The sequence below is a fragment of the Sphingomonas sp. R86521 genome, assembly GCF_042466235.1.
Lineage (GTDB): Bacteria > Pseudomonadota > Alphaproteobacteria > Sphingomonadales > Sphingomonadaceae > Sphingomonas.
Genome location: NZ_JAXHBY010000001.1, coordinates 1,066,940 through 1,093,932, shown reverse-complemented (window position 1 = coordinate 1,093,932; position 26,993 = coordinate 1,066,940). Strand labels below are relative to the sequence as shown.

Below are 26,993 nucleotides of genomic sequence, written 5' to 3'. Positions count from 1 at the left end.
GGGAGGGGAAAGAAGAGTTAGTCGGTCGCGATCGTCTCGATCGTCAGGCGGTCGTTGGTGTACACGCAGAGCTCGGCGGCGATCGCCATTGCCTTGCGGCAGATCGTCTCGGCGTCCTGTTCGTAATCGACCAGCGCGCGGGCGGCGGCGAGCGCGTAGTTGCCGCCCGAGCCGATCGCCGCGACGCCGGCCTCGGGCTCGAGCACGTCGCCGTTGCCGGTCAGGATCAGCGTGACGTCCTTGTCCGCGACGATCATCATCGCTTCCAGGTTGCGCAGGAACTTGTCGGTGCGCCAGTCCTTCGCCAGCTCGACAGCGGCGCGGAGCAGCTGGCCCTGGTGCGCTTCGAGCTTCCGCTCCAGCCGCTCGAACAGCGTGAAGGCGTCGGCGGTGGCGCCGGCGAACCCGCCGATCACGCTGCCGTCGCCCAGCCTCCGCACTTTGCGTGCATTGGGTTTCATCACCGTCTGGCCCATCGAGACCTGACCGTCGCCGATCACCACGACCTTGCCGTTGCGCCTGACCGACAGGATCGTCGTGCCGTGCCAGACCGGCGTTTTGTTTTCGCTCATGGGGCGGATGTAGGGTGTGGGCCGGTTCGTACAACATCCCGTCATCCCGGGCTCGTCCCGGGATCCAGAGCCACGAACGACGACGCCTGTAACCCTGGATCCCGGGACGAGCCCGGGATGACGGCGGTAAGTTACTCCGTCCCGCGCATCTTTCCCCAGCACCGGGCCGCGGTGTAGCCGAGATAGCCGGTGCCGAAGAGCGCGTAGAGCGGTTCGGGGATGCCGTTCAGATAGGCGCTCATCCCGCGGATCATCGCCGCCGCGGTCGCCGGGCTGATCGCCGCGACCACGCCCATCGGGATCGACCAGAGCAACAGCACATACATCACGTAGAGAAAGGCGGGCCGCGCGCGGGCGGGCCAGGGGTCGGGTAGGGGATCGGACATCGTCGGCCTTTCCAGACGGGGTGATCGGGATGGGTGGAGCAGGGCTGGAAGGTCACAAAGGTCACGCCCACGCCCTATGAAATACGGTCGGGCCTCGCTAACCGATGCGGTTCGCCAGCCAGCCGTAGAGGAACGCCTCGTTCGCGGGACGACGTTCGGCGAGCGCGACATAGCGTTCGCCCTGCAGCGCCTCGATCGCCTTGAGCAACACGGCTTCGGCGCCGGGGCCGCGGCGCGCGAGGAAGGCGTCGAGTGCGGCGAGCAGGCGCGGGCCGACGACGCCGTCGAGCACGATGTCGGGATAGTCGGCGGCGCCGCGGTTGAGCGCGTTGAGCGCGCGCTGGAGAAAGCCGGTCGCGACTGCGGGGCCCATGTTGATTCCGGTATCGAACAGCTCTTCGGCGATTTTCGGCGCGCGCGACGCGACGGTGTCGAAAGCGGGTTTGAGCCAGTAGAGCCGCCGGTAGAGGCTTGCCGCGGTCGCCCGCGACAGCATCTGCATCGCGCCGGTATAGCCGTTGGCGCGCGCGACCGCTTCGGTGATGCCCCATCTCGTGGCCCCGCCACGATCCACGGGATGATCGACGAAGCCGCCTTCGCGGTCGATCACAGCATCGATTAGGGGGTCGATCAAGTCGCTGTGCATCGTCACGCTCCCGCCGGTGTTGGAACGAAACGTGAACCATATCGGTTCGCTGTAGGACAGGGGATTCGCGCATGGTTGCGCGTGACCCGCCGCGCCTCCGGTTGCGCCGGGACCAGCGCGCGGCTAGCGCGCGCCGATGCGCTTCCTTCTCGCTTCGCTTATGGCGCTCGCGCCGTCCACTACCCTCGCCCAGCCCCGGCCGGAGCCAATACCCGGCCCGAAACCCGGTATCGTCCGGGTCAAGATCGTGACCTCCGACGGACCGTTGATGCTGGCGATCGACACCCGGCGCGCGCCCAAGACCGCGGCGAACTTCCTCGGCTATGTCGACGACGGCCGATTCGACGGCACCAGCTTCTACCGCGCGTCGCGGAGCAAGGCGGATCCGAAAAAGGGGTTTATCCAGGGCGGCATCCAGACCGACGCGCGGCGCATCCTGCCGCCCTTCCCGCTTGAGACCACGGCGATGACCGGGATCCGCCACCTCGACGCGACGGTGTCGATGGCGCGCGCGCAGAACCCCGATTCGGCGGGCGGCAACTTCGTCATCACGATCGGCCCCGCGCCCCAGATGGACGCGCGCCCGGGCTACCCCGGCTACGCCGCGTTCGGACACCTGGTCGCCGGCCGCGATACCGTGAAACGCATCCTCGCCGAACCGAGCGGCGGCGGCATGGACGCCTTCAAGGGGCAGATGATCATCCACAAGGTGAAACTGATCAGCGCGCGGCGGCTGGACGGCGTGCCGAAGCCGACTGGCGGCCCGAAGGTTTGGTTGCTGACGGGGAATTGAGCCGCTTCGGCGAATTATCGGATGTACTCTAGCTGACCGTCACGCACGCTGCTACTGCCGTCCGAGTATCCGGCGACGGAGAGTGTGACAAAAGCATAGCGCCGCCGCTACGGCACCAAGTCTGCTTTCTACCCCGGTAAGGCATCGCCACGGGGAGAGTACGCATTTGGCACAGTCGGCAGATTTGCGCTCAATTCATGCGTCAGCTGTCGCAGAGCTACCTTGCTGGTCGAGAAACGCACGCATTGCGGCCACTGCCGAGGCGGACAAGACTACGTCGTCTCCGTCATTGCGGGTCTCGACCTGCCCGTCTTGTACAAGGTGATTTAGCCACCGCCGTCCGGTAGCTACGGGCAACCGCGTTCTTTCAAGCAAGTCTTTTTCCGCAACGACCTCGTTCCCTGCGAGACTTACAAACAAAATCAACAATATATTCCAGGCGTGCTCGTCAAATAGCTCGCTAGGAAAATGCCGATTTCGCTGCACCCTCATGTTCAGAAGGTACTTCGCGGCATCACTGCGTTTTTGATCTCCAATCATTGTCGATCACCATCCTTAAAATTTAACTCATGTTATGCGACACGGCGAGAACCTATGTTTACATTAACGTGGTGGACGCTTTAAACTTTTAAGTGCTCCTAGAGAAATGTCAAAAACTGATAATCTAAACGGAGATTCCCTCCGCGCCGCAGTGAGCCGGGCCTTGAACATAGCGGACGAGGTCGGCGAAACGTTAATCGGCGCAAAGCTGTCAGATATTCTTGAGCTTATCGATAGGCTGATGCCCTAGGCTGCCTTCGAACACAGCCCAGCCCTATGAAAGAAGGCTCAAGCGGTATCAACAGTCGCGAAGGAGAACATCGACTGCATCGCCTTCCCTAAGGCTAGCGGTCCGCTGACCACGGCTGTAGACATGCGACGCCTCAACGCTTCGCTAGCTTGGGGCACGAAGCGTTGCAGGCCCCGCCAAGCTACGGTCGTCCGCGCTGCCGACATACAAAAACGGGCAACTCTCGCGACGCGTGCAACGCCCATGATCTATTGATCAAGGCAACAGGATTCAAATTTGCGCGCCCCACACACCCAGTTGAGCGCCAGGACCTTTCGGAATGTCATTCTAGCCGTTTCAGTGGGCTTTCTCCAAGCATGAAGCTCACCATGATTCCCCTCACACGCTCCGAAATAATATTTGGTACCTTGCCTGGTGCTTGCTGAAGATCACGATTGCCTACAGGTAAAATACCAAAGCGATGTCCGTCGCTGCCGGCCGCTTCGTCTCGGGGGCCGGGACGCTGGTCAACATCGGCTTGGCGACGCTGGGATGGATTTGGTGGCGGCTAGGTGAAGCCCCGGGCGCACGGCTTGCCGGCTGGATCCTGGTCGTCATCAACGGGCTCACATCGTTCGGCTATCTGATCTTCTCCGCGGCGTTCGGCATCGGCGGTTGGAACGGGGCCAGTGTTATGGCCGGCGTGGTGGCTGCATCGCTGGCGCGCGGTGTGCTCGCTCTTGTTGATATCGGCGGATATTACGCGATCGTCCGGGCGTCGGCGAGAATGGTGTCGGGTCCGCTGATAATCGCCCGATTTATGAAGCCGTCGATGGCGTTACAGACGCTGGTGAACAAGAAGAACTGTTTCCTTCGCAGCGCGGCGCTCGTTGCCGTTGTAGTATTCGGCATAATCCTGGGACCCGGTTTGCGCCTTCAACGCTCGTTAGCCAGCGACGTTAACGACCGGCCAGCGTCGCCGTGAGCCAGGGCGTAATCAGAAGACGTCGCCGAGGACCATCCGATATCCGCGACCCCCGGCGATCTGCACGTCGAGCACGCCACCCCATTGCGCCGCGGTGGATTGCGTCAGATCAAGCAACGTCACCGAAATGCCCGGGACGAGATGCGCGTTGCCGCCTTGTTTGGTCCGATTGCTGCCTGCGGTGATCGTCAGCGTGTACGTGGCATCGACCGACCGTCGGGCCGATCCTATCAGCCGGACGCGGACGGAATCGCGCGTTCGCTCGATCAGCGCCTGTATCGGTTGCGCATCGGCCGGGACTTCGGCGGCGATCAGGGCGACCGGGATCGGCGGCATCATGGCGTGGGCGCCGCGGGTGGCGTCGGCTTGGCCGCAGGCTGTGGCGCGGCCACCAGCCCAGCCGCGGCGGCGACCTCGGCAACCGTGCGTGCGCCGAGGTCGGGCGTGTTTGCGCGTGCTGCCGATCCGTTCGCCAACAGCGTGGCATAGGCACGTGCTACATCGACTGTGGTGTCGGGCTTGTGCCCAGTCGCCTCGATTAGCACCGGCTGATCGACCGCAACGGCCTGGGGTGGCACTTGCGCGACCTGCGTGGTGTCACTCGCCACGCCGTGCGCGTGTCCGGGCGGCGGACTGCGCGTCGGCTGAATCTGTTCGACGGTCTGGCCGATCAGGGCGCCGGCGACGAGAAGGGCCAAGGTCGGGATCATCGGTTGACCTGACTGACGATGGCCCGGGCGCCGCCATCCTGCGTCATCTTGATTGCCAGATTGGTGCCGGTCTGACTGATCGCCGCCACATTGTCGTTGTGCGTCTGCGTCAGCGCGATCGCATTGCCGCTGCCATATTGGGCGAGCGTTGCGCTGTTGCCGATGCCGCTCTGCGCGAGCGCGACCGCGTTCGCGGCACCGGCGACCCCGCCGGACTGCGCCAGCCAAAGATTGTTGCCCGTGCCCGCGATCGCGACGGTGGCGACCGCGACGCCGTGCTGCGTCACCACCGCGTCGTTGATAAGCCCGCGCATGTCCAGGTCGATCCGCGCGCTGCTGCCGGTGCCAACGACGTGTTGCGTGAGCTGGACCGTCTGGTTGGTGCCCTGCTGCGCGATCCGCGCGACCGCGGCACCGCTCTGCGCCACCGCCACGCTGTTCGCCGCGCCGACCTGGTCGACAAAGGCGTCGCTGTTGACACCGACATTGCCACCCTGCGCGCGGGCGCCGTTCGCGACCACCAGCAGGGGTACGATGATAAGAAGAATGGGCAGACGCGTCATCGTCGATCTTCCGAAAAAGGGTCCGGGCGGCCTGGTGCCGCCCGGATGAAGGCGTGACTTACTGATGCACCACCGCGATCAGTCCGGCCCCGTTCTGCGTGATAGCCGAAGTGTTGCCGTTGGTGGTCTGCGAGACGACGGCATAGTTGTACGTGTTACCGGTCTGGTTGATCGTCGACGCGTTGGCATTTCCCGACTGCGTCACAGTGGCATATTGCAGCTGGCCCGACTGCGTGATGTCCGAGCTGTTGCCCGTTCCCGACTGGGTGGCGTAGGCGAGCTGATACGCGCCGCTCTGGGTAAAGCCGGCGGTGTTGCTGGTGCCAGACTGGTTCAACTCGGCATATTGGTGGTTGCCCGACTGGAAGGCCGACGCGCCACCGCCATGACCGATCTGATCGACCTGCGCGATATTCACCGTGCCGGTCTGGTTCACGTTCGAATTGTTGTCGAAGTTCGACTGGTTGACGTTGGCGGTGTTGAACGAGCCACCCTGCGTGATCGTCGACTGCGAGCCCAGCGTTCCCCCCTGATTGACCTTGGCAACGTTGTCGTTGCCGGTCTGCGTGATGAACGACGACGCGTTGTGCATACCCTCGGCCTGCGTGACGGTGGCGCTGAGGTTGGTGCCGTTCTGGTCGATCGCGCTGTCGTTGCGATAACCAAGCTGCGTCACGGTTGCGGTGTTGGCCGCGCCATATTGCTTGACCGCCGACCCGTTGTACCAGCTGGTGTCGTTCGACTGGGCGCGGCCCTGCGTCACGGTCGCGACCTGCTTGGTGCCGCCCTGTTCGATCGTAGAGACCTGACCATCGTCGCGCTGCACCAGCGTCGCCTTCTGCAGCGAACCGCTCTGCGTGATCTTGCTCGAATTAACGCGGTCGATCGTCTCCGCGATCTGGTCGACCGTGGCGAGGTTGGCGCTGCCGGACTGGGTGATGACGCTCGCATTGGCGGTGAGCTTGCTGTTGACGCGGCCGCCGTCGTCCGACTGGGTCACGACGGCGTTCTGGATGCTCCCCGACTGGGTGATCTCTGACGTGCCGCCGAGCTTCGCGCCGGTCTGCAAGACCTGTGCAGTGTTGTTGAGGTCCTTCTGGGTGATCGTGCTCTTCGAATTATCGGCAAAGGCCGGTGACGTCATGAGTGCGGCCAGGCTGACGGTGAGTAGAAGTTTGCGCATTCTTTCCTCCTGTGGCGGGCGTCGTCGTCGATCCGCTCCGCAGCCCTGATGCGGAGCAGACCGGGCGGCGCGGCGCGGCGTTCATCCTTTCGAAAGCGCGGGTGCCGCAGGATGCGGCCACGCCTTCGATCGGTTCACGCCGGTCACCGCGCCGCACAGGTCGCAGCGTTCGTCCCGGACGACCGACGATCGACGCCCGCCAGTGCGGCGGTAGGCCATCTCATCGGGCGATTTCCGTTCGCGAAATCTGCTCGTGCGATCCGTCGGCAGGTCGGGTTTCTAAGGCACAGGCCCGCCGGCGGATTTCCGTCTGATCCTTCTCGCTAGCGCCGCAGCTAGGAGCCGGGTCGGCCCGGCTGCGGCACGCCCGGCTGCGCTGGTGCGCCTCGGGCGATCGCGACCGAAGAGATCGGGCATGCGGTCGAATAGGTTCGCCCCTGCGCATCGGCGGGAAGCTTCACCTCGATAAGCGTGCGATGGTCGCGCTCGGCGATGTGCTCTCGCACCAGCCGTTCGGCGGTCGGCTGGTCGGCGCGGAAGCACCACAGCCGTTGTTCGGCGCCCTCCATGATCAGCGCATAGACGGACTTCTCGATCGCCTGCTGCAAGGCGAGCTCGACGGGCTCGTTGTACGTGATGCCGCTGTCGATCTCGAGCAGGTCCTTGAACCCGACATAGCGGAACGCGTCGGCGCCGAGTGCGACCGAGACGACCTGCTTGCGCGAATTGACCGAGAGCAGCACTTCGCCGGTCTTGGTGCTGATCGCCCGCAGATAGACGGTGACGGTGTCCTCGCGATATTTGGTGCTGCCACCGATCCCCAGGAAGCGGGCGCCGACGCCGCCGGTCTTGGTGTTCGAATCATACCCGATGATCCCGCCCTCGAGCAGGATCCCGGCGAACAGCAGGGGCGGCAGGGCCTCGCGGTTGAGTTCGGCCTCGCCCAGATACGCCGCGCGCATCTCGCGGATGACCGAGCGCTCCTTCAGCAGATTGTCGAGCCGCTCGCGCTCGATCACCTGGAACCACGAGCGTTGCCCGGCATCCTGCAACGCCTTGACCAGGATCGACGTCGCCCCCTGCGTCACCGCCCGCGACAGCGTCTGGACACTGTCGCTATCCTTGAACTGTCCGGTCTGGTCGGAAAAGCCGTATACCGCGACCGCCACCTTGCGCTCTGCGGGCGGCAGATTTTCGAGCGTCTTCTGCGCCGGCGTCGCCTGCGCGATATGCGGCGGCGACCAGCTCGACGGATGCGACACGCTGCTCCCCGCCGCGCATCCGCCGAGCGCCCCCGTCGCCAGCACGGCCAGGATACCCCCTCGCGTCATCGACTCACCCACCCAGCAACGGGAGCGTGATGGTCGTCTTGGCATTGGTGGTCGTGTTGAAGATCGTCAGAGTCACGCTCTCGGCGCCGCGAACGAAATCGATGACCTGGTCGCCAAAGGTGAAATGGCCCGACTCCGCCGGGTTCGCCCCGAAGATCTTGTCGGCGATCTGCGACGCGACGGTCGACAATAGCCGGCTTTGCAGCTGGTCGACGAACTGCTTCGCCGGGTCGTTGCTCGCCGCGCTTGCCGGATCGGCATATTTGTCGTTCGCATTGGCGATGCCGAGCAGATGGCTGCTGTTGAACGGGCTGCCGCCGAACGACGGATCGGTCGGGACATAGGTGAGCGTCGAGGCCTGTGCCGAACCGGCCGTTGCAAGCGCGACCCCCGCGACCAGAATCCGATGCTTATGCATGACCGCCCCCCCTGCTGCCCGTGTCGAGCCCCGCCCCACCGCCGCACAATGCGGATCGATGGCGCCGCAGACTTCGAGGCGTGGCTTGCTCCGTGGCCAATGGAGCGACAAGCGCGCAGCGCTTATGCTGCGCTGTCAGTCAAGGAATTGCTCGCTCCGTCAAATGTGCCTCTGTTCGCGGGGCCGATACCTGGTGCTCTGCAAGTCGGTCCAATATTCTGGCGACTCGAAGCAAATCTTTAGAAATCGTTACCGACACGCGCGATGCGACATGAATTATTGTGGAGTCATGCGCGGACGGGTACGCGTCTAGTCGGGGTGCAGCCGTTGGGGGGCGTGTGACAGAGGGTCTGAAGCCAAGTCCGAGGCGTGCCGACTGGTTGCCGCACGAGTATCGCGGCCGCCCCCGCGCGCTGTACGACTCGATCCACGAATCGAGCTACGACAATGTCGAGGACTGGCGCACCGGCATCAGCGACACCTTCGTACCGCTGGTCCCCGCAGCGATCGGTGCCGGGCCCTTTCACGGCGCGCTCCAGAGCATGCAACGCGGCCCCCTGACCGTCTGCAGGATCGAGGGATCGTCGCAGGTCGTGCGGCGCGGCCCACGCGAGATCGCGACGACGCGCGGCGACTTCGCCTATTTCAACATCCAGCTGTCGGGGTCCGGCGAGGTCCGCAGCGGCGGCGGCGTCCGCAAGACCGAGCCCGGCAGCGGCGCGATCGTTCTCGCGGACCATCTGTTCGAGCTCAAGTTCGAACAGCCGTTCAGTCAGCTCTGCGTCGCGATGCCGATCGCCTGGTTGCAGGCGCGGTGCGGATTGTCGCTCGGCGTCGCGGTGACGCGCAGCGTCGATCTGCTCAACGGCACCGGGCGCGTGGTCAAGGCCGCGCTGAGCGCGCTGATGGAGGCCACTGACGCCAGCGAGATGGCGCAGTGCAGCGACCTGTTCGCAAGCGCACTCGACATGGCGCTGCGCCCCCACCAGATGCCGGCGCCCGCGATCGACGGCGCCGTCATGCCGAGCTTGATCCGGCTATTGTCGCAACGCGTCGGCGACGACAGCCTGACACCGACGAGCGCGGCGGCCGCTCTCGGCTGTTCGGTCCGGACGCTCCACGCTGCATGCCAGCGCACGGGCCGCAGCTTCGGGCGCATGCTGCTCGACGTTCGGCTCGATGCCGCCGAAGAGGCGCTGCGATCGACTCCGGTCCTATCGCGTCGCGTCGGATCGATCGCCTTCGCCTGCGGCTTCAGCGATCTCTCGCATTTCTCGCGCGTCTTCCGCGCGCGTTTCGGGGTCGCGCCTCGCGATTATCACGGTCCGCGCACGAGCGATCAGATCTCGTAAGCGCGATCGACGTTTTTACCCGCGTGACGTGCTACGCCGCGCCTCCCGGCCTGGGTCCCAGTCGGTGACCCGCGGAACATCTCTATTCGAGCAGCACGACAAATTGACCGTAACTCGGGCGATCACGTCGGTGCGACCGTAGATCGATGAGACCCAATTGCGCACATTAAGGCGGCCTTTCCCTCTTCTCAACTCCGGTCGGGGAGGCAGCCCGGAAAACGATGCACGTGTGCCTCGGACGCCCGGCTAAAGGCGTCGACGATTACGTCTTTCCCAGCCGGAACGATTACATGCGTCATATGAGCACGCGGCAATATGCTCGTTCCACATCTACAAGGCGACCGGTAATCTACGTGCGGTGCAGATCCTGCTCGGCCACGCCAAGATCGACAGTATCGTCCCACACCTTGGCGTCGATGTCGAAGATGCCCTAGAGTTGGCAGAACGCACTGAGGTCTGAAGCAGACTGACCCAGTCCGGGACACCCGCGGCGGGTTTCTTGTTCCCCAACTTCCGAAGTTCATTCACAGTCGGCACGTACGCATTTACGGTGAGCAACTGAATTTGTAACCGTCCTCGATCCACGGCTGTCATCCCGTCGTCTTTCAGTCGAATGCTGCTACGTTCAGCGTACCCGTTGCCCGAAGCAGCGCAGTTTCGCTGGTGAGTAGGTCGCTTCGGCTGCCCGCAAGCGCCAACTGCGCACCGCGCAGGCTTTCGTCCGCGATCAGGATGTCGAGCGTGGAGCGCAAGCCCACCGCATATTCGGCCTTCACGCCGGCGAGCGCACGATCGGCGGCGGTGACCGCTTGCGTATTGGCGTCGACCCGCATCTTGGCGGCGACCACGTTCGCCCAGGCTGTATCGGTGGCACGGATCACCGCCCTGGATACGGCTTCGGTATCGTAACGCGCGGCCTTGGCGTCCGCGGTTGCCTGCCGGACCTGCGACGCGACGAGACCGCCGGTGAGCAGCGGCACGCGGAACGTCGCACCAGCTGCGGCACTGCGAACATAGCCACCACTGTCACTGCCCGTGGTGTAGCCATAGCCATAGCTTGCGCCGATCCCGACGCTAGGCGCTCCGTTGCTCCGCGCGACGCCGATCCGTGCGTCGGCAGCATCGCCCGCCGATCGCGCCTGGCGATATAGCGGGTTCGCATGGATCGCTCGCACCCGTGCCTCGTCAACGGTTGCAGGCAATCCCGCGAGCATCGCTGGCGGCGGTGCGAGAGTACCCGCATCGGTGCCGACGACGGCGCGGTACGCCGCGGCAGCTGCCGCGAGGGCCGCCACTGCGCTGGCCTCGGTAGCGCCGGCCGATGCACGTTGCGCGACAAGGCGAGACACGTCGGTCTGCGTCCCCGTCCCCAGATCGAACCGTGCCTTGGATTCCGCCACCTGGCTCTCGAGCAACTGGATATCGGCGCGAACGATCGCGACGGATTCCTGTTGGAACAGCAGGTCGGCATAGGCGCTCGCGACGTCGCTGAGCACGGCGGCGGACGTGTCGCGGACGCCTTCCTCGCCCGCTGCGACGTCGGCGTCGGCGGCGCGGACCGCGGTGCGGACGCGACCGCCAGTCCAGATCGGCAGCGATGCGGAGACGGTGCCGCCGCCGCTCGTGCCACGGTCGTAGCGGTCATACCCGCCGGTCGCAGCGGCATCCGCGGTCAGCCGCCCCTGAGCCCGCGCCTGCTCGGGTGTCTCGGCAAGCGCATCCTGCCGAGCGGTTGCGGCGGCAAGCGTCGGGTTGCTCGCGATCGCCGCCCATGCTGCATCCGCCAGCGTCTCGGCCGACGCCGGTGCGGCGACGAGCAACGCTGCACCCGTCATCCAGACCCTATTCATGGCGCAGTGCCCAGGCAGGCGTGGCACGCGAGGCACGGATCGACTGTGACAGCACCGTGGCGATCGCGATCACCAGCGCCAGCGCGCTCGCCGCGATGAAGTACAAGGGCGACAACGCGATCCGATCGTCGAACCCGGCGAGCCATGCACGCATCGCGACATAGGCGAGCGGCCACGCAAGCAAGTTGGCGATCAGCACCGGGCGCAGGAACTGCCCGACCAGCAGCGTAACGACGTCGCCGGACGACGCGCCGAGCACCTTGCGGATACCAATCTCGCGTACCCGGCGTGCTGTCGTGAATGACGCGAGGCCCCACAAACCCACACAGCCGATCGCGACCGCCAGCCCGGCACCGATCGCGAACAGGTTCGCCATCCGGTCGTCGGCCTTGTAAAGCTTGTCGAGCGCCTGGATCGTCGTGCGCGCATCGAACGGGATCGCAGGCACTTCGCGCCGCCATGCGTCGCGCGCGGCATCGGTGAACGGTTTGGCCTCGCCGCGGAAGCGGATCACCGCGACGGACGAGTTCGGCGGCCGCAGATCAAACATGTATCCGGTAGGCGAAATCTTGTCGCGCGGCGAGTTGAACCGCATGTCCTCGACGACCCCGATGATCGTCCGGGGCGTTTCCCGGCCGACGGTCTTGCCGATTGCCGCCTGGGGACTGGCAAAGTGAAAGGCGCGGACTGCACTCCGGTTGATAATCATGTTGGCAGGCAGGCGTTCCGATCCGTCCACCCCGGGCTTGTCGGGATTGACGTCGGCGGGACGAGCTGGGTCGAACTGTCTTCCCGCGATCAACTTCGCGCCAAGCACCTCGAAATAGCCGGGCATGACATCGTACCGCTCGATCGAGGGTCCCGAGCCGGACATGCCGGGGATCGGATAGGACGTGGTCGAGGTGAACAGCCCACGCCCCGGAACCGAGGTACCGACGCTGACCCCGCGTGCGTTCGGCAACGCGGCAAAGCGATGAAGCAGCGACTCGCGCTGTGCCGCATCAAGGCTGTCGCTGCCGAACGAGCGCACCAGCAACAGCCGGTCGCGATCATAGCCGACGTCGGTCGCGCGAACGTGGCGGGTCTGCGCGACCAGCACCATCGTACCGACGATCAGCGCGATCGTGACCGCGAACTGGAAGACGACCAGACCCTCACGGATCCGGGCCCCTGCCCGTCCGCCGCCGGGCGAACGCGCGGATGCGAGAACCGCTGCGGCGGGCACACGCGATAGAATCACAGCCGGATAGAGGCCCGATACCACGCCGATGACGACCGCAAGCACGAGAAGCGGCAACAGCACGCCGTCAAGCCCTGCGTAGCGGATCGACAGATCGAGCCCGGTCGCCGCGTTGACCAACGGCACGCCGAGTTCGGCAAGCGCAAGGCCGAACACTGCGGCGATGAGCGTCGTCGCCACCGCTTCGCCGACGAAATGCCGGAGCAGCGTAGCGCGATCCGCACCGAGAACCTTGCGCATACCCACTTCGCGCGCGCGGAGCCCCGCGCGGGCGGTGGCGAGGTTCACGTAGTTCACGATCGCCACGATCAACGTCAGCAGCCCGATGATGCCCAGGGTCGTGACCATCAGAAGCGTGCCGGGCGTCCGAAAATGCGCGCCATCCAGCTTCGCCAAGGACAGCGTCAGCCCGAAATCGTCGTTGCCGGGCGTCTCGGTCTTCACGTGGCGCGCGACAATGCCGGGCAACGCTGCCGCCAGCCGCGTCGCGGACGCCGGGTCGGGCAAGCGCACATAGGTTTCGGGTCCGCCATAATTCCATTGATGATTGTCGACGTAAAACGGATCGGCGCGATCCTGCGAGATGACCAGCGGGGCGATCAGGTCGCTGTCGAGCCGGGTGCTGTCCGGCAGGTCGTCGATCACGGCCACCACGCGGTAGGCATAATGTTTGCCGCCATACGACACCGCCAACGGTGCGCCGATCGGCGAGCCCGACCCGAAATATTTGGTCGCCGTCCGCTTCGTGATGACGATCGCGGTCGGATCGACGAACCGGACTGGCAGAGTGCCGTCGCTCGCCTTCATACGAAACACGTCGAAAACGTTCGGGTCGACCAGCCCGATGCGTTCGCGGATCCCGACCCCGCCCTTCACCACCGCCGCGTCCTTGTCGACGATACGCGTCCCGACGACATCGGGCAGATCGGCATGGATCGCAGTCCACGCAGCGACCGGCGTCGTTTCCCGCGCACGGACGCTGTTCAGATCGTCGTTGGTGTGGCTTTCGATCAGATAGACCTGTTGGTGGCCGGGCAGCCAATGTTCGAAGCTCGTCTCGAACCGGACATAGAGCGCGAGGACGAGGAACACCGCGATGCCGAGCGCGAGCCCGCCGATATTGAGCGCGGCGTAGAGCCGGTGGCGGGTCAGCGACCGCCAGAAACTGATCAGGGCGAAACGGTTCATGAAGTGTCCCTTCAGATTTGGCGCGCGACGGAGGCGACGATGCGCCCGTCGAGCATGTCGATGCGCCGGCCGACGAGGTCGGCGTGCGCGGGGCTGTGCGTGACCATGATGATGGTCGCCCCGGCGGCGTTGAGGCTTTCGAGGATGCCCATCACCTGCGCGCCGTTTTCGGTGTCGAGGTTGCCGGTCGGCTCGTCGGCGAGGATCAGCTTGGGATCGCCGACGATCGCGCGGGCGATCGCCGCGCGCTGCTGCTGGCCGCCCGACAACTGGTGCGGATAGTGACGCGCGCGGTGCGAGATGCCGACGCGGTCCATCGCCGCCTCGATCCGGCCACGCCGGTCGCCCTTCTGGTCCTTGCGGTAGGCCAGCCCGAGTTCGACGTTCTCGGCGATCGTCAGTTCGTCGATCAAGTTGAAGCTCTGGAACACGAAGCCGAGCGTCTGCGCGCGGAACTGGGCCAGCGTCGCCTCGCCCTCGCTCGCCAGATCGCGACCGTCGAACAGATAGCGTCCCCCGGTCGGCCGGTCGACCGTGCCGAGCGTGTTGAGCAAGGTCGACTTGCCGCAACCCGATGGCCCCATGATCGCGACGAACTCGCCGGCCGCGACATGGAGGTTGATATCGGCAAGCGCCGTCGTCTCGACCGCATCGGAGAGATAGCGGCGCTGAATGCCGTCCAGGGTGATCATGATGGCGGACCCTTCACTTGAGGTTGATCGAGGCGGCTTTGTTGAAGCCGCTGGTGTCGGATGTGACGATGCGTTCGCCGGCCGCGACGCCGGACAGGATTTCGACTTGCCCCGCGTTGCGGCGGCCGATCCGGATCGTGCGGCGCATCGCGTGCGTCCCGCCCGCATCGAGGACATAGGCGGCGGCGCCACCATCGCTGTCGAGCCAGCCGCCGAGGGGGGCGACGATGGCCGGACGTGCCGCGCCCAGCGTGATCCGAGCGTCTAGCGCCTGGCCACGGTTGAGGCCTGCTGGCGCGGTCCCTCGAAAGCTGAGCTCGACGCGGAAACGACCGTCCGTCACCGCGGGCAGCACCTTGGTGACGACGAGGCTCGGCGCCCCTTCGCCGCTCGCCCGTTGCCCGATCTGGACGCGACCGAGGAAATACTGGTCGACGTCGGCGATCAGTTTCCACGACCCTTCACTGTCGACCTGTCCGGCCGGATCGCCGGGCTTGAGCGACTGACCGGGCTGAATCGTAAAGTTGGTGAGCCGGCCCGTCGCGGGTGCACGGATCGTCAGCGCGTCCAGGCCGTCGCGTACTGCTGCGAGATTGCTCGACAGACGGCCACGCGTATCCGACAACCGGCTCGCCTGGAGCTTGGCGATCCGCTGCTCGGCACCTTCCGCGGCATGCAATTGCGCGACGCGCTGGCGTTGATACGCAGCTTCCTCCTGATAGCTTTTCAGACCGGCGTCGGACACGAACCCCTTGTCGTGGAGCTGCTGGCGAATGCTCAGGTCGCGGCGCGCCTTGATCAGGTCATAGTCGGCGCCGGCCACCTGCGTATCGCGGTCGCGCGAGCTGCGTTCCAGCGAGAGATCCTCTCCGGACACTTGGCCGAGCTGGCTCGCGATCGCGGCCTCGCGCGTCAGGATATCGAGCTTCAGCTGAGGATTGGCGAGCGTCGCCAGCGGTTGACCGGCGACCACTGCCGCACCGTCCTGCACGATCAGGCGTTCGATCTGGCCGCCCGAGACCACGCCGACCAGCGTCGTCACGCTCGGTGCGACGGTCGCGCGGACTGGGACCGCATCATCGAACGGTGCGCGCGTTACCGCGGCAGTCTCGACGTCGGCCGCGGCGACGTTGGTCGACCCTGCTGACGGAAGGAACCGCCACAGCGCGATCATGCACAGGATCGCAAGCGCCGCCGCAGCCCCGAGGCCGATGCGCCGACGCGAGAGCCGTGGCGTGTCGACGCGACGATCCATGCTCGCGCCACTGGTCGCGGTCGGGCTTGCGGGAAAGTCAGATGTCACGATCGGTGGCCCATACGCGAGTGTCCAGATCCGGACGGCGACTGTCCGGCGTCGGACAGTCCCGGTCCTGCTGCTCAACCATGTACGGAATGGCCATCGAGGCCGGCGGTCCGATGCGCCTGCTTGACGACGGCGCGACGGCACGACAGCTCGGATGCGGACCGCAGGCGGTCGTCCTGCGCGCAAACCAGGTTGGCGGCGCTGGCAACGCGACGGTCGAAAACGAGCCGGCCGGCGGCGTTACCGAGGTCGAGATCGCCATATTTTATCGTGGTTTGCCGAGGAGCGTCGATGCCGACAATGCTGGCGCTGGCAGGGTTGGAGATGGCGACGAGGCTGGCGGCACCGGCGAGGCTCAGGAAGGAGCAGACGATCCGTTGGTTCATAGTCATGGCAGGATCCTTTCGGTCGGCGATGCTGCCGACCCACTTCCTTCAGCATGAGCCGTGCCAAAGTTGCTAAGCGATTGTCTTTACAAAAATTCACCAAGGGTTTTTGATCCTGCTGGCGTCGTTCGTGGTCATGATCGGACACCAGATGTCCACGACTGGACACTGGCACGCATCTTGATTGTAGGCCGGGTATGACCAAAGCTGTGCCGATGTCCTCGACGCCCCCCTTCGATCGCTGCCTCGTCGTCGACGATGACGAGGACATCCTGCTTGCCGCACGCCTGCTGCTCGCGCCGATGTTCCGCGACGTCATCACGACCACGTCCCCGGACGAAGCGGTGGCGGCGATGAAACGCGGGCATTTCGATGCAGTGCTGCTCGATGCGAATTTCGCGCGCGGCGCGACCGATGGCTCGGAGGGGTTTCGCTGGCTGGGGCTGATGCAGGCGGCCGATCCCGCCGCCGCGATCGTGATGATCACGGCGCATGGCAGCGTCGCGGTGGCGGTCGCCGCGATGAAGCAGGGTGCGACCGATTTCGTCTCCAAGCCGTGGAAGAACGATCGGTTGCTGGCGACGGTACGTAACGCCGCTTCGCTCGGCCGGATGCGTCGTACGGATACCGGTGCCGCGACGACGAACGCGACGGGCTCGCCGCTGCTCGGGACATCGCCGGCCATGGCCCGCGTCCAGTCGCTGATCGAGAAGGCCGCACCGACCGATGCGAACGTCCTGATCCTGGGGGAGAACGGCACCGGCAAGGAACTGGTCGCGCGCGAACTCCACCGCCTCTCGCGACGGGCCGCGGGCGATCTGGTGACGGTCGATCTTGGGGCGATTTCAGAGACGTTGTTCGATTCCGAGCTGTTTGGTCATGCCAAGGGCGCATTCACCGACGCGCGTGCGGATCGCATCGGACGGCTCCAGTCGGCCGATGGCGGTACGCTGTTCCTCGACGAGATCGGCAACCTGCCGCTCCATCTCCAGCCCAAATTGCTGACCGCGCTGGAGCAGCGCCGCGTCACGCCGGTCGGGACGAACAGGCCCGTGGCGATCGACATTCGTGTGGTGTCCGCGACGAACATGGCCGTGGCGAACCTTGGCGACGAGCGTCTGTTTCGACAGGATCTGCTGTTCCGGCTCAACACCGTCGAGATCGAGTTGCCGCCGTTGCGCGACCGTCGCGAAGACATCGCGGTGCTGCTGACCACGTTCCTCGATGAATTCCGCACACGCTACGACAAGCCCGAGCGCAAGATTCCCGCCGACGTCCTCGCGGCCCTGATTGCCCATGACTGGCCCGGCAACGTCCGCGCGCTGCGCCACGCTGCTGAGCGCGCAGTCATCCTCGCCGAGGGTGCCGCCTATGCCTTGGCCGACTTTCCACTTGGTCGATCGGCGCCGGTAGCCGAGGCGGCATTGGTTGACGACCTCAATCTCGACCGCGTCGAGCGGCAGGCGATCGAGCAAGCCTTAAAGAAGCACGCCTTCAACATCTCGACCGCGGCAACTGAACTCGGACTATCGCGCGGCACACTGTATCGGCGGATGGAAAAGCATGGCCTTTAGGCGCCGTTTCGCGGTGCGTCTGGCCGCCCGCGTACTGCTGCTGCTCGTCGCGCTTAGCGTCGCAAGCCTGCTCGCCGCCTATCACCGCGCGCCGACCGCGATGCTACTCGCGATTGGCCTCGCGCTCGTCGTCACGATTGGCCTCTGGCGGCTCATCTCCGAGAGCAACGCCGAACTGACCCGGTTCGTCGCCGCGCTCGACCGCGCCGACCTAAGCCAATCCTTCACCTTGAGTGGTCGAGGGGCCGGTTTCGACCGGCTCGGCGCGGCATACGAACGCGCGCTTGCCAGGCTACGCGAAGAAAGGACCCGCGGCGCCGTTGCAGCGACGTTTGCCAGCGCGCTTGCCGATGGGGCGCCAACACCGCTGCTCGTTCTCGGTCCAGGCGATGCTCTCACGCTCGCGAACAAAGCGGCAAGGCGGCAGTTCGGTCGCAATTCGCCGACCGTTGTCGCTGCACTCGACCAGTACGGCGAAGCGTTCGTCGACCTACTTCGCAGCGCAACGCCCGGACCAAGCCGGCTCGGCCAAATCGTCGTGGACGGGCTGTCGCAACGCGTCGTCACCGACACCACGCTGATCGAACTCGACGGCGACGCGCGGCGGATCGTTGCGGTAAAGATAATCCAGGCGGAACTCGACAGTGCCGAACTTGCCGCGCAGATCGATCTTGTTCGCGTCCTGACGCACGAGATCATGAACTCGCTGACCCCGGTGACCTCACTCGCCGCAACGGCAAAGCAGTTGCTCGATGCGCTGGACGCCACCGACCACCAAGCGATCGGCGACGCGCAACTCGCGGTCGGGGCACTGGCACGACGAGCCGGCGAACTCGAACGTTTCGTCGAGACCTACAAGGGTTTCAGCGAGGCCCCGATTCTTCGCCGCGAACCGATCGACATCGCCGACTGGCTGACCAGGACCGCAGCGATCCACGCCGCGACACCGAACATCACCATGCCCATTACGCTGGACATCATGCCCGCCCTGCCGCGGCTGAACGGGGACGTAGCGCTGCTGACACAGGTTCTGCTCAACCTGCTCAAGAACGCTAGCGAGGCGACCGCCGCTACCCAAACTCCAACCATCGCCCTGACTGCAGAACTCAAGCCGCACGATCGTATAAGGATCGCGGTTACCGACAACGGTCCAGGCATCCCCCCGCACCTGTCGCGCGAAGTGTTCCTGCCGTTCTTCACGACCAAGCCCCGCGGCAGTGGGATCGGTCTTAGTTTTGCGCGGCAAATCGTCCTTCTTCACGGGGGGCAGATCGAGGCCGGTAACGGCCTGCCAAGCCGGATCGAAATGGTCCTTCCGACGATAATCGAATAAACACTTTAGTGGCGCACGGATGGTGGCTTGGCGACCAATACCCGGTCATTCACACCCTGCTTCGCTCTTCCCAACTTCAGACGCTCGTTCATCTCGTCAATGGCCGACGCCCCACGACTACGTGAGCAACACAAGGCCGTCCCGTCCGTACCACCCGGCTTAGAGTGCCCCCCCCTGATCGTCGTTTAAGCGACCTCGTTATCAGTCGACCAGCATGCACCGGACCTCGCCGTCGTTCGTTTGTTGGGTATCATTGGCTTAGCCGAGGCAAAGTATGCGAACAGTGGCGTTACCGGGCGGCGAACAGATACCCTCACTAGGTCAAGGCACTTGGATGATGGGGGAGCGATCCGATCGCCGATCGAAAGAGATCGCTGCGCTTCGTCTGGGCGTCGATCTCGGCATGACGTTGGTCGACACGGCAGAGATGTACGGTGACGGCGCTGCCGAGAAGCTGATCGGCGAAGCGTTGGGTGACGTTCGCGACAAGCTCTTCCTCGTCAGCAAGGCCTATCCGCAAAACGCATCCCATGCTCGCCTGCATGCCGCCTGCGAGGCAAGCTTGAAGCGGCTCGGCACCGACCGGCTCGATCTCTACCTGCTTCACTGGCGGGGATCGGTGCCGCTCGGCGAAACGGTCGAGGCGATGGAGGCGCTGCGGACGGCCGGCAAGATCCGCCATTGGGGCGTTAGCAATCTCGACACGGGCGACATGGAAGAACTGCTCGCGGCTTGCGGTGACGGCTGCGCGGTCGACCAGATCCTCTATAATCTTACCCGCCGCGGCCCCGAGCATGATCTGCTGCCGTGGCTGGAAACTCACGGCATTCCGGCCATGGCGTATAGCCCGGTGGAACAGGGCCGCCTCCTGGCCAATCAGACACTCCGTGGAATTGCCGAGACGATCGGCGCTACGCCCGCACAGGTCGCCCTCGCCTGGACGCTGCGGCAGGGCAACGTGATTGCCATACCCAAGGCGGGCAGCGTCGCGCACGTCCGCGACAATCGTGCTGCCGTCGACCTTATACTGTCTGACGACGACGTGGCCGCGCTCGATGCCGCCTTCCCCGTGCCGCGCAGCCGCCGCCCGCTCGAGATGTTGTGACCGGCATGGCGCTGTTCTTCACCGCCGACACCCATTTCGGCGATCACCGGACGCTCAACATTCATCGCCGGCCGTTCGCGACTGTCGGCGAGATGGACGAGGCGCTCCTCAGCGGTTGGAACGCCGTCGTCGGCTGCGAGGACGTCGTCTGGCATCTGGGAGACGTAGCACGGCGACCGGTCGACGTGGCGGCATTGCTCTCTCGCCTCAACGGCACCAAGCACCTGATCCGCGGCAACAACGATCCCATTGCGACCGGCGAGGCGGAAGGATGGGCCAGCGTTGGCGACTATGCCGAATTGACGGAGGGCGATCACCGGCTGATCCTCTGCCATTATCCGTTCAGGAGCTGGAATGGCCAGCACCGCCGCGCCATCAACCTGCACGGGCACAGTCACGGCAAGCTGAAACCCATGCTCCGCCAGTATGACGTGGGCGTCGATGCCAGGGACTTCCGACCGGTCCCGCTGGCCGAACTACTCGTCAGCAAGTTTGCCCCTTTGCTGCCCCCGAGCCATAAAGCCGCATGATCGTGAACGAAGCCTACTGGATTCATATGGCGACGACCGCCGTCGAGATCGTAGGCACGGCCATCATCGTCGTGGGGGCGTTCGGCACGCTGGGAGCCTTCCTGATCGGGATGGGCAAAGGCACGGCAGACCGGACTACGCTGGTTGCGGACTTCCGGTCGGGTCTCGGGCGGTCGATCCTACTTGGCCTGGAATTCCTCGTTGCCGCTGACATTATCAACACGGTAGCTGTCGAGCCGACGATCGAGAGCCTTCTGGTCCTCGCCGGCATCGTCCTCATTAGGACTTTCCTGAGCTTTTCCCTCGAAGTCGAGATCGAAGGGCGCTGGCCCTGGCAGAAGAAGAGACGATCGGACGAGGGAGCTAATGTAAGGCAGATCGGGAACGCTGACGTGGGCTGATATCCTTCTAACTAGCACTCCACACAGAACCAGACGCTGAGCCGCGAGGTGCGCTCGCCAAGTTCGGCCATCCATTCATCTCAGCCGTTCCACCGATGTGAGGTGCCAAGCGGTGCGGCGAACCTGTTCGGCTTGACCCAAATTTAATCCCAGAACGGCATACATTCGATGCGGTTCCGGGGGGAGGCCTGGAAGAGATGTTGATGCCGCATGGTGATGGTGTGTTGCCGCGTTGGGCCGCGCAGAGAGCTTTGACCCAAAGCACGACCTTCAGCAGTCCCAGCTCGCTCCCTGACTCCAGCTGTCGGTTGATGTCACCGAAAAGATCATATTGGCTTGCCGAACAGGATCGCGAATGGATCAAGCTCGTCTTCGCAGTCGCTCGTATATTTGAGTGGAGGAGATAAACATGATCGCTGCGAAGCCGCCTCCGCGATAGATTGGCATAATACTCATGTGGGCGTTTCCGACTACATCCGGGTGGGCCCAACTCGTTCCTTCCTGCCGATTATGAGAACGAAGACCGCAGCTGGGCGTTGCCTTGCCGACCGATCCAGAGGCACACAGTCTGAGTCGCATCTCGGACGAGTCTCAGGCCCGCCTATTTGGGCCAGATCCTGGTCACAGACGTGTTGCGACCGCAGCACACGTCAAAGTCGTCAGCTTGCCGACATCCGCAGCAGCGGCGACCCACAAAGCGACCTTAAAGGCTAGTCTTGCAATTACCGTAGCAGACGGCTGTTTATCTCACCTATTGCGGCATAAACAGCTTCGCCCAGCTGCTTGAAAGGCGAAAGCCGTACTATGATGCAACAAACGTCAAGCGACGTGGACTTTACTCGTTGTCGCGGTTGCGATGCCGGGCACCCCGGCTTCGACCGTAAAGTGCGCAAGGGTTGATACCGGCGATGCCAAGTCGCGCGCGTCAGCCAGCCCGCGAAAGGCGACGTCCGCGCCGGTCTGGCGAAGATCGACCAGCGCGTAGCCACGCACTTCATTCTCCGCGAAGCGGATTCCTGGATTTAGCTTCGCTTCCTCTCGCCAGCCGGGATGATGATTTGTCGAAGTGATCGACCCGCCTACAAATTCGGCCGCCACGGGCGCGCCGTCGGGGTGCGCGGGGTGGCGGATATCGTCGGCGGTAAAGGCGTGGATATCGCCGCTCAGCACGACCGGGTTGGGCGTCTTCGCCTCGACCCAGCGCGTGAAAATCCGATCACGTGCGGCGGTATAGCCCTCCCAGCGGTCGGCGGGATGCAGCGTCGCGCCCCGTTCCGGATGCGCCGGGTCGATCATCGCAAAGGGGGTCATCAGCGTCTGCTGCGCGAGCAGATTCCACGTCGCTTTGGTCGTGCCCAGCGCGTCGAGCAGCCATTGCTCCTGTTGCGCGCCGAGCATCGTGCGCGCTGAATCGTGACGATCCGCGCAGTCCTCGACCGCGACGCGATATTGCAGATGCTTCAGCGCGAGTTCGGGCGGCTGGCAGGCGCGACCCCCACGATACTGGCGATCGTCGATCACCTGAAATTGCGCAAGCCGGCCCCAATCGAGCGTGCGGTACAGGCGTGCCGAAGCACCGTGCGGATGCGCTGCGGCACGCAGCGGCATATGCTCCCAGTAGACCTGATAGGCGGCGGCCCGGCGCTTTAGGAAGGTCGCGGGATCACCGTTCAGCTCATCGCGCGCGTCGGCATAATCATTGGCGACTTCGTGGTCATCCCACGTCGAAATCCACGGCGCGGCGGCATGTGCCGCCTGGAGCAGCGGATCGAGCTTGTAGGTCGCATAGCGCACGCGGTAGCCGGGGACGTCGCGCGGCTCGGGGTTGAGGTGGGGGCGCACCGCGTCGTTGCTGGGGTCGTTTTCGTAGATATAGTCGCCGAGGAAGACGATCAGGTCGGCGTCTTCGGCGACGAGGTGGCGCCATGCGGCATAGTGCCCGGCTTCGTATTTCTGGCACGAGCCGAAGCAGAAGCGCAGGTGATCGACCACGGTGTGGGCAGCGGGCGCAGTGCGTGTGCGACCGACCGGGCTGCCTTCGCCGCCGGCGATGAAACGATAGAAATAAGCGTGTGCCGGTTTCAGCCCCGAGACATCGACATGCACCGAGTGCGCGGCGGCAGGTTCGGCGAAGGCGGTGCCCGAGCGCACGACCCGCCTGAATCCTTCATCTTCCGCGACCTGCCAGGTCACAGGTACGCGTGCGCGGGGCATCCCGCCATCTGCCTGTAGCGGTTGTGGCGCGAGCCGGGTCCACAGCGCAACGCCGTCGGACCACGGATCCCCCGAGGCGACGCCCAGCGTGAAAATCGTCTCCGCCCCGCCCGCGCCGAGCAGCCGCGACGGCATGAGCAGGATCGCCGGCGCGGTGATCGCCGTGGTCTTGAGCAGGTCGCGGCGATTGGGTGCGAACAGGGTCACGGATCAGACTCCGGCGGAAGAAACGAGGCGGCAGGCGGGTCTGCATCGGCGCGATATATGACGCGTTGACGACAGTCGGGCGGGCGGAAATCGGCGCTTTCGACACCGTGCGCGGGAACGGAATTTCGGCATGGCGGTTTTGGCGGCACGAAGCATCGGGCTGGCGAGGCGGCGCTCGGTCGCCAGCCAGGGGGACCGGTCCATGCTTCGTCGTTCAGCCATTTTCTTTCTCTTGTCGAGTACCACGCTGGCGTCGGCCACCACCGCCGCGAAGCCCGTTCCGGCCGTATCGCGCTCGGTTGCGTTCGACATTCCCGCCTCGGATCTCGCCACTGCGCTGAACGAGCTCGGCCGCCAGGCTGGCGTGCAGATCTCCTTTCCGTTCGATAGCGCAACCGGCCACAGCGTCGCGCAGTTAAAGGGGCGGATGGCACCGCTCGACGCTGCGCGCCAGCTGATGTCGGGCACCACACTCACCGTCGCCGAGGCGACTCCCGACCATATCCTTCTGATCGCCGGTTCGCAGGCGATCAGCCAGGCCGGTCTTTCGGACGCGAGCTTCCCGGAAAGCAAGGATATTGTCGTAACCGGCTTTCGTCTTGCGACGCGCCGCGCGATCGAGACCAAGCGGCGTAGCGCGCAGATCATCGATTCAGTGAGCCAGGACGATGTCAGCCAGCTGCCCGACGTCAACGTCGTCGAGGCAGCGCGGCGTATCCCCGGCCTATCGGTCATTTCGGATCGCGACAGCAGCCGCGGGCATGACAATTACCAGTATGTCACGATCCGCGGGCTCGACAGTCGCTACAACCTCGTGACCGTCGACGGCGCGCAGATCGCCAGCGCCGACAGCAGCTATCGCGGCGCGCAGCTCGCATTGCTGCCCTCCTCGCTGGTCGGCGAGATCCAGGCGATCAAGACCGTGACTGCCCAATACGACCCGCATGCGCTCGGCGGTCAGCTCAACCTCGTCACCAAGAGCGCGTTCGACACGGGCAGTATGCTCACCGCCCAAGCGCTCGGCGGCTGGACCTCGCAGAGCGGCAAGGTCGTGCCCGACAAGCATGCCAACATCCGCGCCGACGCCACCGCCGCGATGCTGTTCGGCGCGGACAAGCAGTTCGGCCTCGTCCTGTCGGGCGAGTATCAGCAGCTCCATGCATCGGCGCTGGCGACATTGCCGGGCGACACTGCCGGCGCTGGCTGGACCTATTACACCGCCGCCGGTGCGCAGACCGGCGACATCCCCAATTCGACCGGCCGCGCAGTGCCCGTCCGCGTGCAGGACTATGCGTTCGATGAGAAGCGCGAGCGCTACAGCATCAACGGCAAGTTCGAATATCGCCCGAGCGACCGCTTCGGCCTGTCGATCTTCGGCGGCTATTATCACGAGCTGTCGGACGAGGACCGCTACGAGGCACTCGCCCTCCCCTCGACCAGCTACACGCCGGGCGCGACCGCCGACACAGGCAAACTCAACACCGGCAACTACCAGCTCGGCCTGGTCGCGCAGCCGGAGAAGCGCCGCACCTGGTTGATCAACGGCAACGCGCATTACGATTTCAGCGAGAAGCTCAAGCTGACCGGCGGCATCTCGGACTCCAAGGCGCATTACAACGAAGACCGGTGGATGTACAAATGGAACACTGGGATGGTCATCACGCCCACCTCCGCGGCCACGACGAACCTGGCGCTCTATGGCTACAGCTACCAGAACGCCAACGGCGGAACGACGATCGCGCTCAACGATCCGGCCGCAGCGGCGAACGCCGCGAATTACGGCCCGCGCTACTGGCGCAACATCGTCTACGACATCGACAACACCGTGCGCGGGCTGCACGGCGAGCTGGCGTGGAACTTCGATGCCGACGATCGCGGCTTCGGGCTGCAAGGCGGCGTCACCCAGACGCTGACGCATGTCGAGAGCCTGCTCAACTATCGCGAATGGTTCGCCAAGGATGCTGCGTCTGCGGCGCTGATCGGCAATCTCGACAAATATTCGCAGTCGACCGTGCCCACGCCGATCTCGGCGCCCGGGATCAATTTCGATCTGATCGACGCGGACAAAGCGCAGGCCGTACTGGTCAACCACCCCGAATGGTTCCGCCAGAACACCGGCCGGGTCTCCGATAGCAACAGCGCCTTCTACCAGCTGCGGGAATCAATCACAGCGGGGTATGGCCAAGCGCGCTGGCAGAGCGACGATTTCAACCTGCAGGCCGGGCTGCGCTACGACAGCACCTCGGTCGGCGTGACGACGCGCGTTAATGGCACCAACACGACGCTGTCGCGCGAGCACGGCTACGCATATGCCCTGCCCTCAGGCGTCGCGACATGGAACGTGACCAGCGCGTTCAAGCTGCGCGTCGGCATCAGCGAGACGATCGGTCGCCCGGACTACGGCCAGTATGGCGCGACCACGACGCAGTCGCTCGACATGTCGAACGTCGCGCGCCCGCTGACGATCAACCAGGGCAACCCCGACCTGAAACCGCGTCGCTCGTGGAACTACGATCTTTCAGGCGAACTGTATCTCGGGCGCGGCGGGCTCGTCTCCGCAGCGGTGTTCTACAAGGACATTCACGACGAGATCTTCAACCTGACGACGCAAGAGTCCGGCGTCTACTATGCCGACGGCGCAACTTATAACGCCACGATCAGTCAACCGGTCAATGCGGCCAAGGCGATGGTCAAGGGCGCCGAGCTGCAGATCGTCAAGGACCGGCTAGACTTCCTGCCGGGACCGCTCGCCAATTTCGGCGTGTCGCTCAACGCGACCTGGCTCGACGGGCGTTTCGACTTTGTCGGCACCACTGGCGCTAGCCGCCGGATCGGCGCCTTGTTCAACCAGCCCGACCATATCTACAACGCGACCTTGTTCTATGCGGTTGGCCCAGCAACGATCCGCGCGGCGTTCAATCGGATCGGTGCCGCGCCGGTCTCGGTCGATTCGCAATATGCGTGGCGCGACATCTGGCAGGATTCGCGCGACCAGCTCGATTTGCAGGCGAGCTACAACATCAAGCCCTGGTTGCAGGTGATGAGCCAGGTGCAGAACGTAACTAACACATCGTTCCAAGCGCATCTCGGTCAGAATCGCGAACTGCTGCAGACCCGCTACCCGGTCGGCCGCACAGTGTGGTTCGGCTTCATCCTGAAGCCACGCTTCCGCAAGTGACGCCCTCCCCCGGCGCGCAATTTCTGTGCGTCGGGGACGACACCGCCGCGCGTGTCATTGTCCCGTATCAATGTCGCCATAGGG

General features: G+C 64.7%; 23 protein-coding genes and 2 pseudogenes. 10 read left to right on the top strand and 15 right to left on the bottom strand.

Going from position 1 to position 26,993, the window contains the following annotated elements; genetic code table 11:
* Positions 1 to 17: 17 nt before the first annotated feature.
* The 3 genes and pseudogenes from hslV to SJY20_RS05125 form a co-directional block, all read right to left on the bottom strand.
* A complete protein-coding gene (gene hslV / locus SJY20_RS05135) occupies positions 18 to 572 on the bottom strand; it encodes an ATP-dependent protease subunit HslV (protein WP_380785517.1) in 555 nt (184 codons plus the stop codon).
* 131 nt (positions 573 to 703) lie between these two features.
* Positions 704 to 943 (bottom strand): annotated as a pseudogene (locus SJY20_RS05130) (3TM-type holin); the annotation flags it as partial.
* Positions 944 to 1,055: 112 nt separating this feature from the next.
* Positions 1,056 to 1,604 (bottom strand): glycoside hydrolase family 108 protein, encoded by a 549-nt coding sequence (locus SJY20_RS05125; protein WP_380785516.1) that lies wholly within the window; start codon positions 1,602 to 1,604, stop codon positions 1,056 to 1,058.
* Between the two features lie 136 nt (positions 1,605 to 1,740).
* On the opposite strand from SJY20_RS05125, the gene SJY20_RS05120 reads away from it, so the two are divergent.
* Complete coding sequence (locus SJY20_RS05120; RefSeq protein ID WP_380785515.1) at positions 1,741 to 2,397, top strand: peptidylprolyl isomerase; 657 nt, start codon at positions 1,741 to 1,743, stop codon at positions 2,395 to 2,397.
* 1,250 nt (positions 2,398 to 3,647) lie between these two features.
* Complete coding sequence (locus SJY20_RS05115; protein WP_380785514.1) at positions 3,648 to 4,151, top strand: hypothetical protein; 504 nt, start codon at positions 3,648 to 3,650, stop codon at positions 4,149 to 4,151.
* Between the two features lie 12 nt (positions 4,152 to 4,163).
* On the opposite strand, the gene csgH is transcribed toward SJY20_RS05115, so the two are convergent.
* From csgH to SJY20_RS05085, 6 genes are all read right to left on the bottom strand, one after another.
* On the bottom strand, positions 4,164 to 4,490 hold the full coding sequence (csgH, locus tag SJY20_RS05110; protein WP_380785513.1) for a curli-like amyloid fiber formation chaperone CsgH: 327 nt from the start codon (positions 4,488 to 4,490) through the stop codon (positions 4,164 to 4,166).
* Positions 4,487 to 4,861, bottom strand: coding sequence for a hypothetical protein (locus SJY20_RS05105; RefSeq protein ID WP_380785512.1), 375 nt, complete (start codon positions 4,859 to 4,861; stop codon positions 4,487 to 4,489). Before SJY20_RS05105 ends, csgH begins: the two co-directional genes overlap by 4 nt.
* Entirely contained in the window at positions 4,858 to 5,424 is a 567-nt protein-coding gene (locus tag SJY20_RS05100) for a hypothetical protein (protein WP_380785511.1), read from the bottom strand. Before SJY20_RS05100 ends, SJY20_RS05105 begins: the two co-directional genes overlap by 4 nt.
* A gap of 58 nt (positions 5,425 to 5,482) precedes the next feature.
* On the bottom strand, positions 5,483 to 6,607 hold the full coding sequence (locus tag SJY20_RS05095) for a hypothetical protein (protein ID WP_380785510.1): 1,125 nt from the start codon (positions 6,605 to 6,607) through the stop codon (positions 5,483 to 5,485).
* Positions 6,608 to 6,942: 335 nt separating this feature from the next.
* Positions 6,943 to 7,938, bottom strand: coding sequence for a CsgG/HfaB family protein (locus tag SJY20_RS05090; protein WP_380785509.1), 996 nt, complete (start codon positions 7,936 to 7,938; stop codon positions 6,943 to 6,945).
* Between the two features lie 4 nt (positions 7,939 to 7,942).
* Positions 7,943 to 8,356 carry a curli assembly protein CsgF gene (locus tag SJY20_RS05085; RefSeq protein ID WP_380785508.1) on the bottom strand — a complete coding sequence of 138 codons (414 nt, stop codon included), beginning with the start codon at positions 8,354 to 8,356 and terminating at the stop codon, positions 7,943 to 7,945.
* Between the two features lie 338 nt (positions 8,357 to 8,694).
* Between SJY20_RS05085 and SJY20_RS05080 the strand changes: the two genes are divergently transcribed.
* The gene (locus SJY20_RS05080; protein WP_380785507.1) at positions 8,695 to 9,708 is read left to right on the top strand and encodes a helix-turn-helix domain-containing protein; all 1,014 of its coding nucleotides are present in this window, start codon (positions 8,695 to 8,697) and stop codon (positions 9,706 to 9,708) included.
* Between the two features lie 209 nt (positions 9,709 to 9,917).
* Positions 9,918 to 10,168: pseudogene (locus SJY20_RS05075) on the top strand (integrase); the annotation flags it as partial.
* Between the two features lie 145 nt (positions 10,169 to 10,313).
* Here SJY20_RS05075 and SJY20_RS05070 read toward each other — a convergent pair.
* From SJY20_RS05070 to SJY20_RS05050, 5 genes are all read right to left on the bottom strand, one after another.
* Positions 10,314 to 11,558, bottom strand: coding sequence for a TolC family outer membrane protein (locus SJY20_RS05070; protein WP_380785506.1), 1,245 nt, complete (start codon positions 11,556 to 11,558; stop codon positions 10,314 to 10,316).
* Positions 11,551 to 13,986, bottom strand: a complete 2,436-nt coding sequence (locus SJY20_RS05065; RefSeq protein ID WP_380785504.1) for an FtsX-like permease family protein — start codon at positions 13,984 to 13,986, stop codon at positions 11,551 to 11,553. The genes SJY20_RS05070 and SJY20_RS05065 overlap by 8 nt, the downstream gene beginning before the upstream one ends.
* 11 nt (positions 13,987 to 13,997) lie before the next feature.
* The gene (locus SJY20_RS05060) at positions 13,998 to 14,678 is read right to left on the bottom strand and encodes an ABC transporter ATP-binding protein (RefSeq protein ID WP_380785503.1); all 681 of its coding nucleotides are present in this window, start codon (positions 14,676 to 14,678) and stop codon (positions 13,998 to 14,000) included.
* Between the two features lie 13 nt (positions 14,679 to 14,691).
* The gene (locus SJY20_RS05055; protein ID WP_380785502.1) at positions 14,692 to 15,933 is read right to left on the bottom strand and encodes an efflux RND transporter periplasmic adaptor subunit; all 1,242 of its coding nucleotides are present in this window, start codon (positions 15,931 to 15,933) and stop codon (positions 14,692 to 14,694) included.
* Between the two features lie 122 nt (positions 15,934 to 16,055).
* A complete protein-coding gene (locus tag SJY20_RS05050) occupies positions 16,056 to 16,373 on the bottom strand; it encodes a UrcA family protein (protein ID WP_380785501.1) in 318 nt (105 codons plus the stop codon).
* Between the two features lie 209 nt (positions 16,374 to 16,582).
* On the opposite strand from SJY20_RS05050, the gene SJY20_RS05045 reads away from it, so the two are divergent.
* The 5 genes from SJY20_RS05045 to SJY20_RS05025 all read left to right on the top strand — a co-directional run bounded on the left by SJY20_RS05045 (position 16,583) and on the right by SJY20_RS05025 (position 21,310).
* The gene (locus tag SJY20_RS05045; protein WP_380785500.1) at positions 16,583 to 17,941 is read left to right on the top strand and encodes a sigma-54-dependent transcriptional regulator; all 1,359 of its coding nucleotides are present in this window, start codon (positions 16,583 to 16,585) and stop codon (positions 17,939 to 17,941) included.
* A gap of 13 nt (positions 17,942 to 17,954) precedes the next feature.
* A complete protein-coding gene (locus tag SJY20_RS05040) occupies positions 17,955 to 19,274 on the top strand; it encodes a sensor histidine kinase (protein ID WP_380785499.1) in 1,320 nt (439 codons plus the stop codon).
* Positions 19,275 to 19,548: 274 nt separating this feature from the next.
* On the top strand, positions 19,549 to 20,379 hold the full coding sequence (locus SJY20_RS05035) for an aldo/keto reductase (RefSeq protein WP_380785498.1): 831 nt from the start codon (positions 19,549 to 19,551) through the stop codon (positions 20,377 to 20,379).
* Positions 20,380 to 20,384: 5 nt separating this feature from the next.
* The gene (locus tag SJY20_RS05030; protein WP_380785497.1) at positions 20,385 to 20,909 is read left to right on the top strand and encodes a metallophosphoesterase family protein; all 525 of its coding nucleotides are present in this window, start codon (positions 20,385 to 20,387) and stop codon (positions 20,907 to 20,909) included.
* Complete coding sequence (locus tag SJY20_RS05025; RefSeq protein WP_380785496.1) at positions 20,906 to 21,310, top strand: DUF1622 domain-containing protein; 405 nt, start codon at positions 20,906 to 20,908, stop codon at positions 21,308 to 21,310. The genes SJY20_RS05030 and SJY20_RS05025 overlap by 4 nt, the downstream gene beginning before the upstream one ends.
* Before the next feature lie 819 nt (positions 21,311 to 22,129).
* Here SJY20_RS05025 and SJY20_RS05020 read toward each other — a convergent pair.
* Positions 22,130 to 23,731: an alkaline phosphatase D family protein gene (locus SJY20_RS05020; RefSeq protein WP_380785495.1), complete on the bottom strand. Its 1,602-nt coding sequence runs from the start codon at positions 23,729 to 23,731 to the stop codon at positions 22,130 to 22,132.
* A 202-nt stretch (positions 23,732 to 23,933) separates the two neighbouring features.
* On the opposite strand from SJY20_RS05020, the gene SJY20_RS05015 reads away from it, so the two are divergent.
* A complete protein-coding gene (locus SJY20_RS05015) occupies positions 23,934 to 26,909 on the top strand; it encodes a TonB-dependent receptor (protein WP_380785494.1) in 2,976 nt (991 codons plus the stop codon).
* Positions 26,910 to 26,993 lie beyond the last annotated feature (84 nt).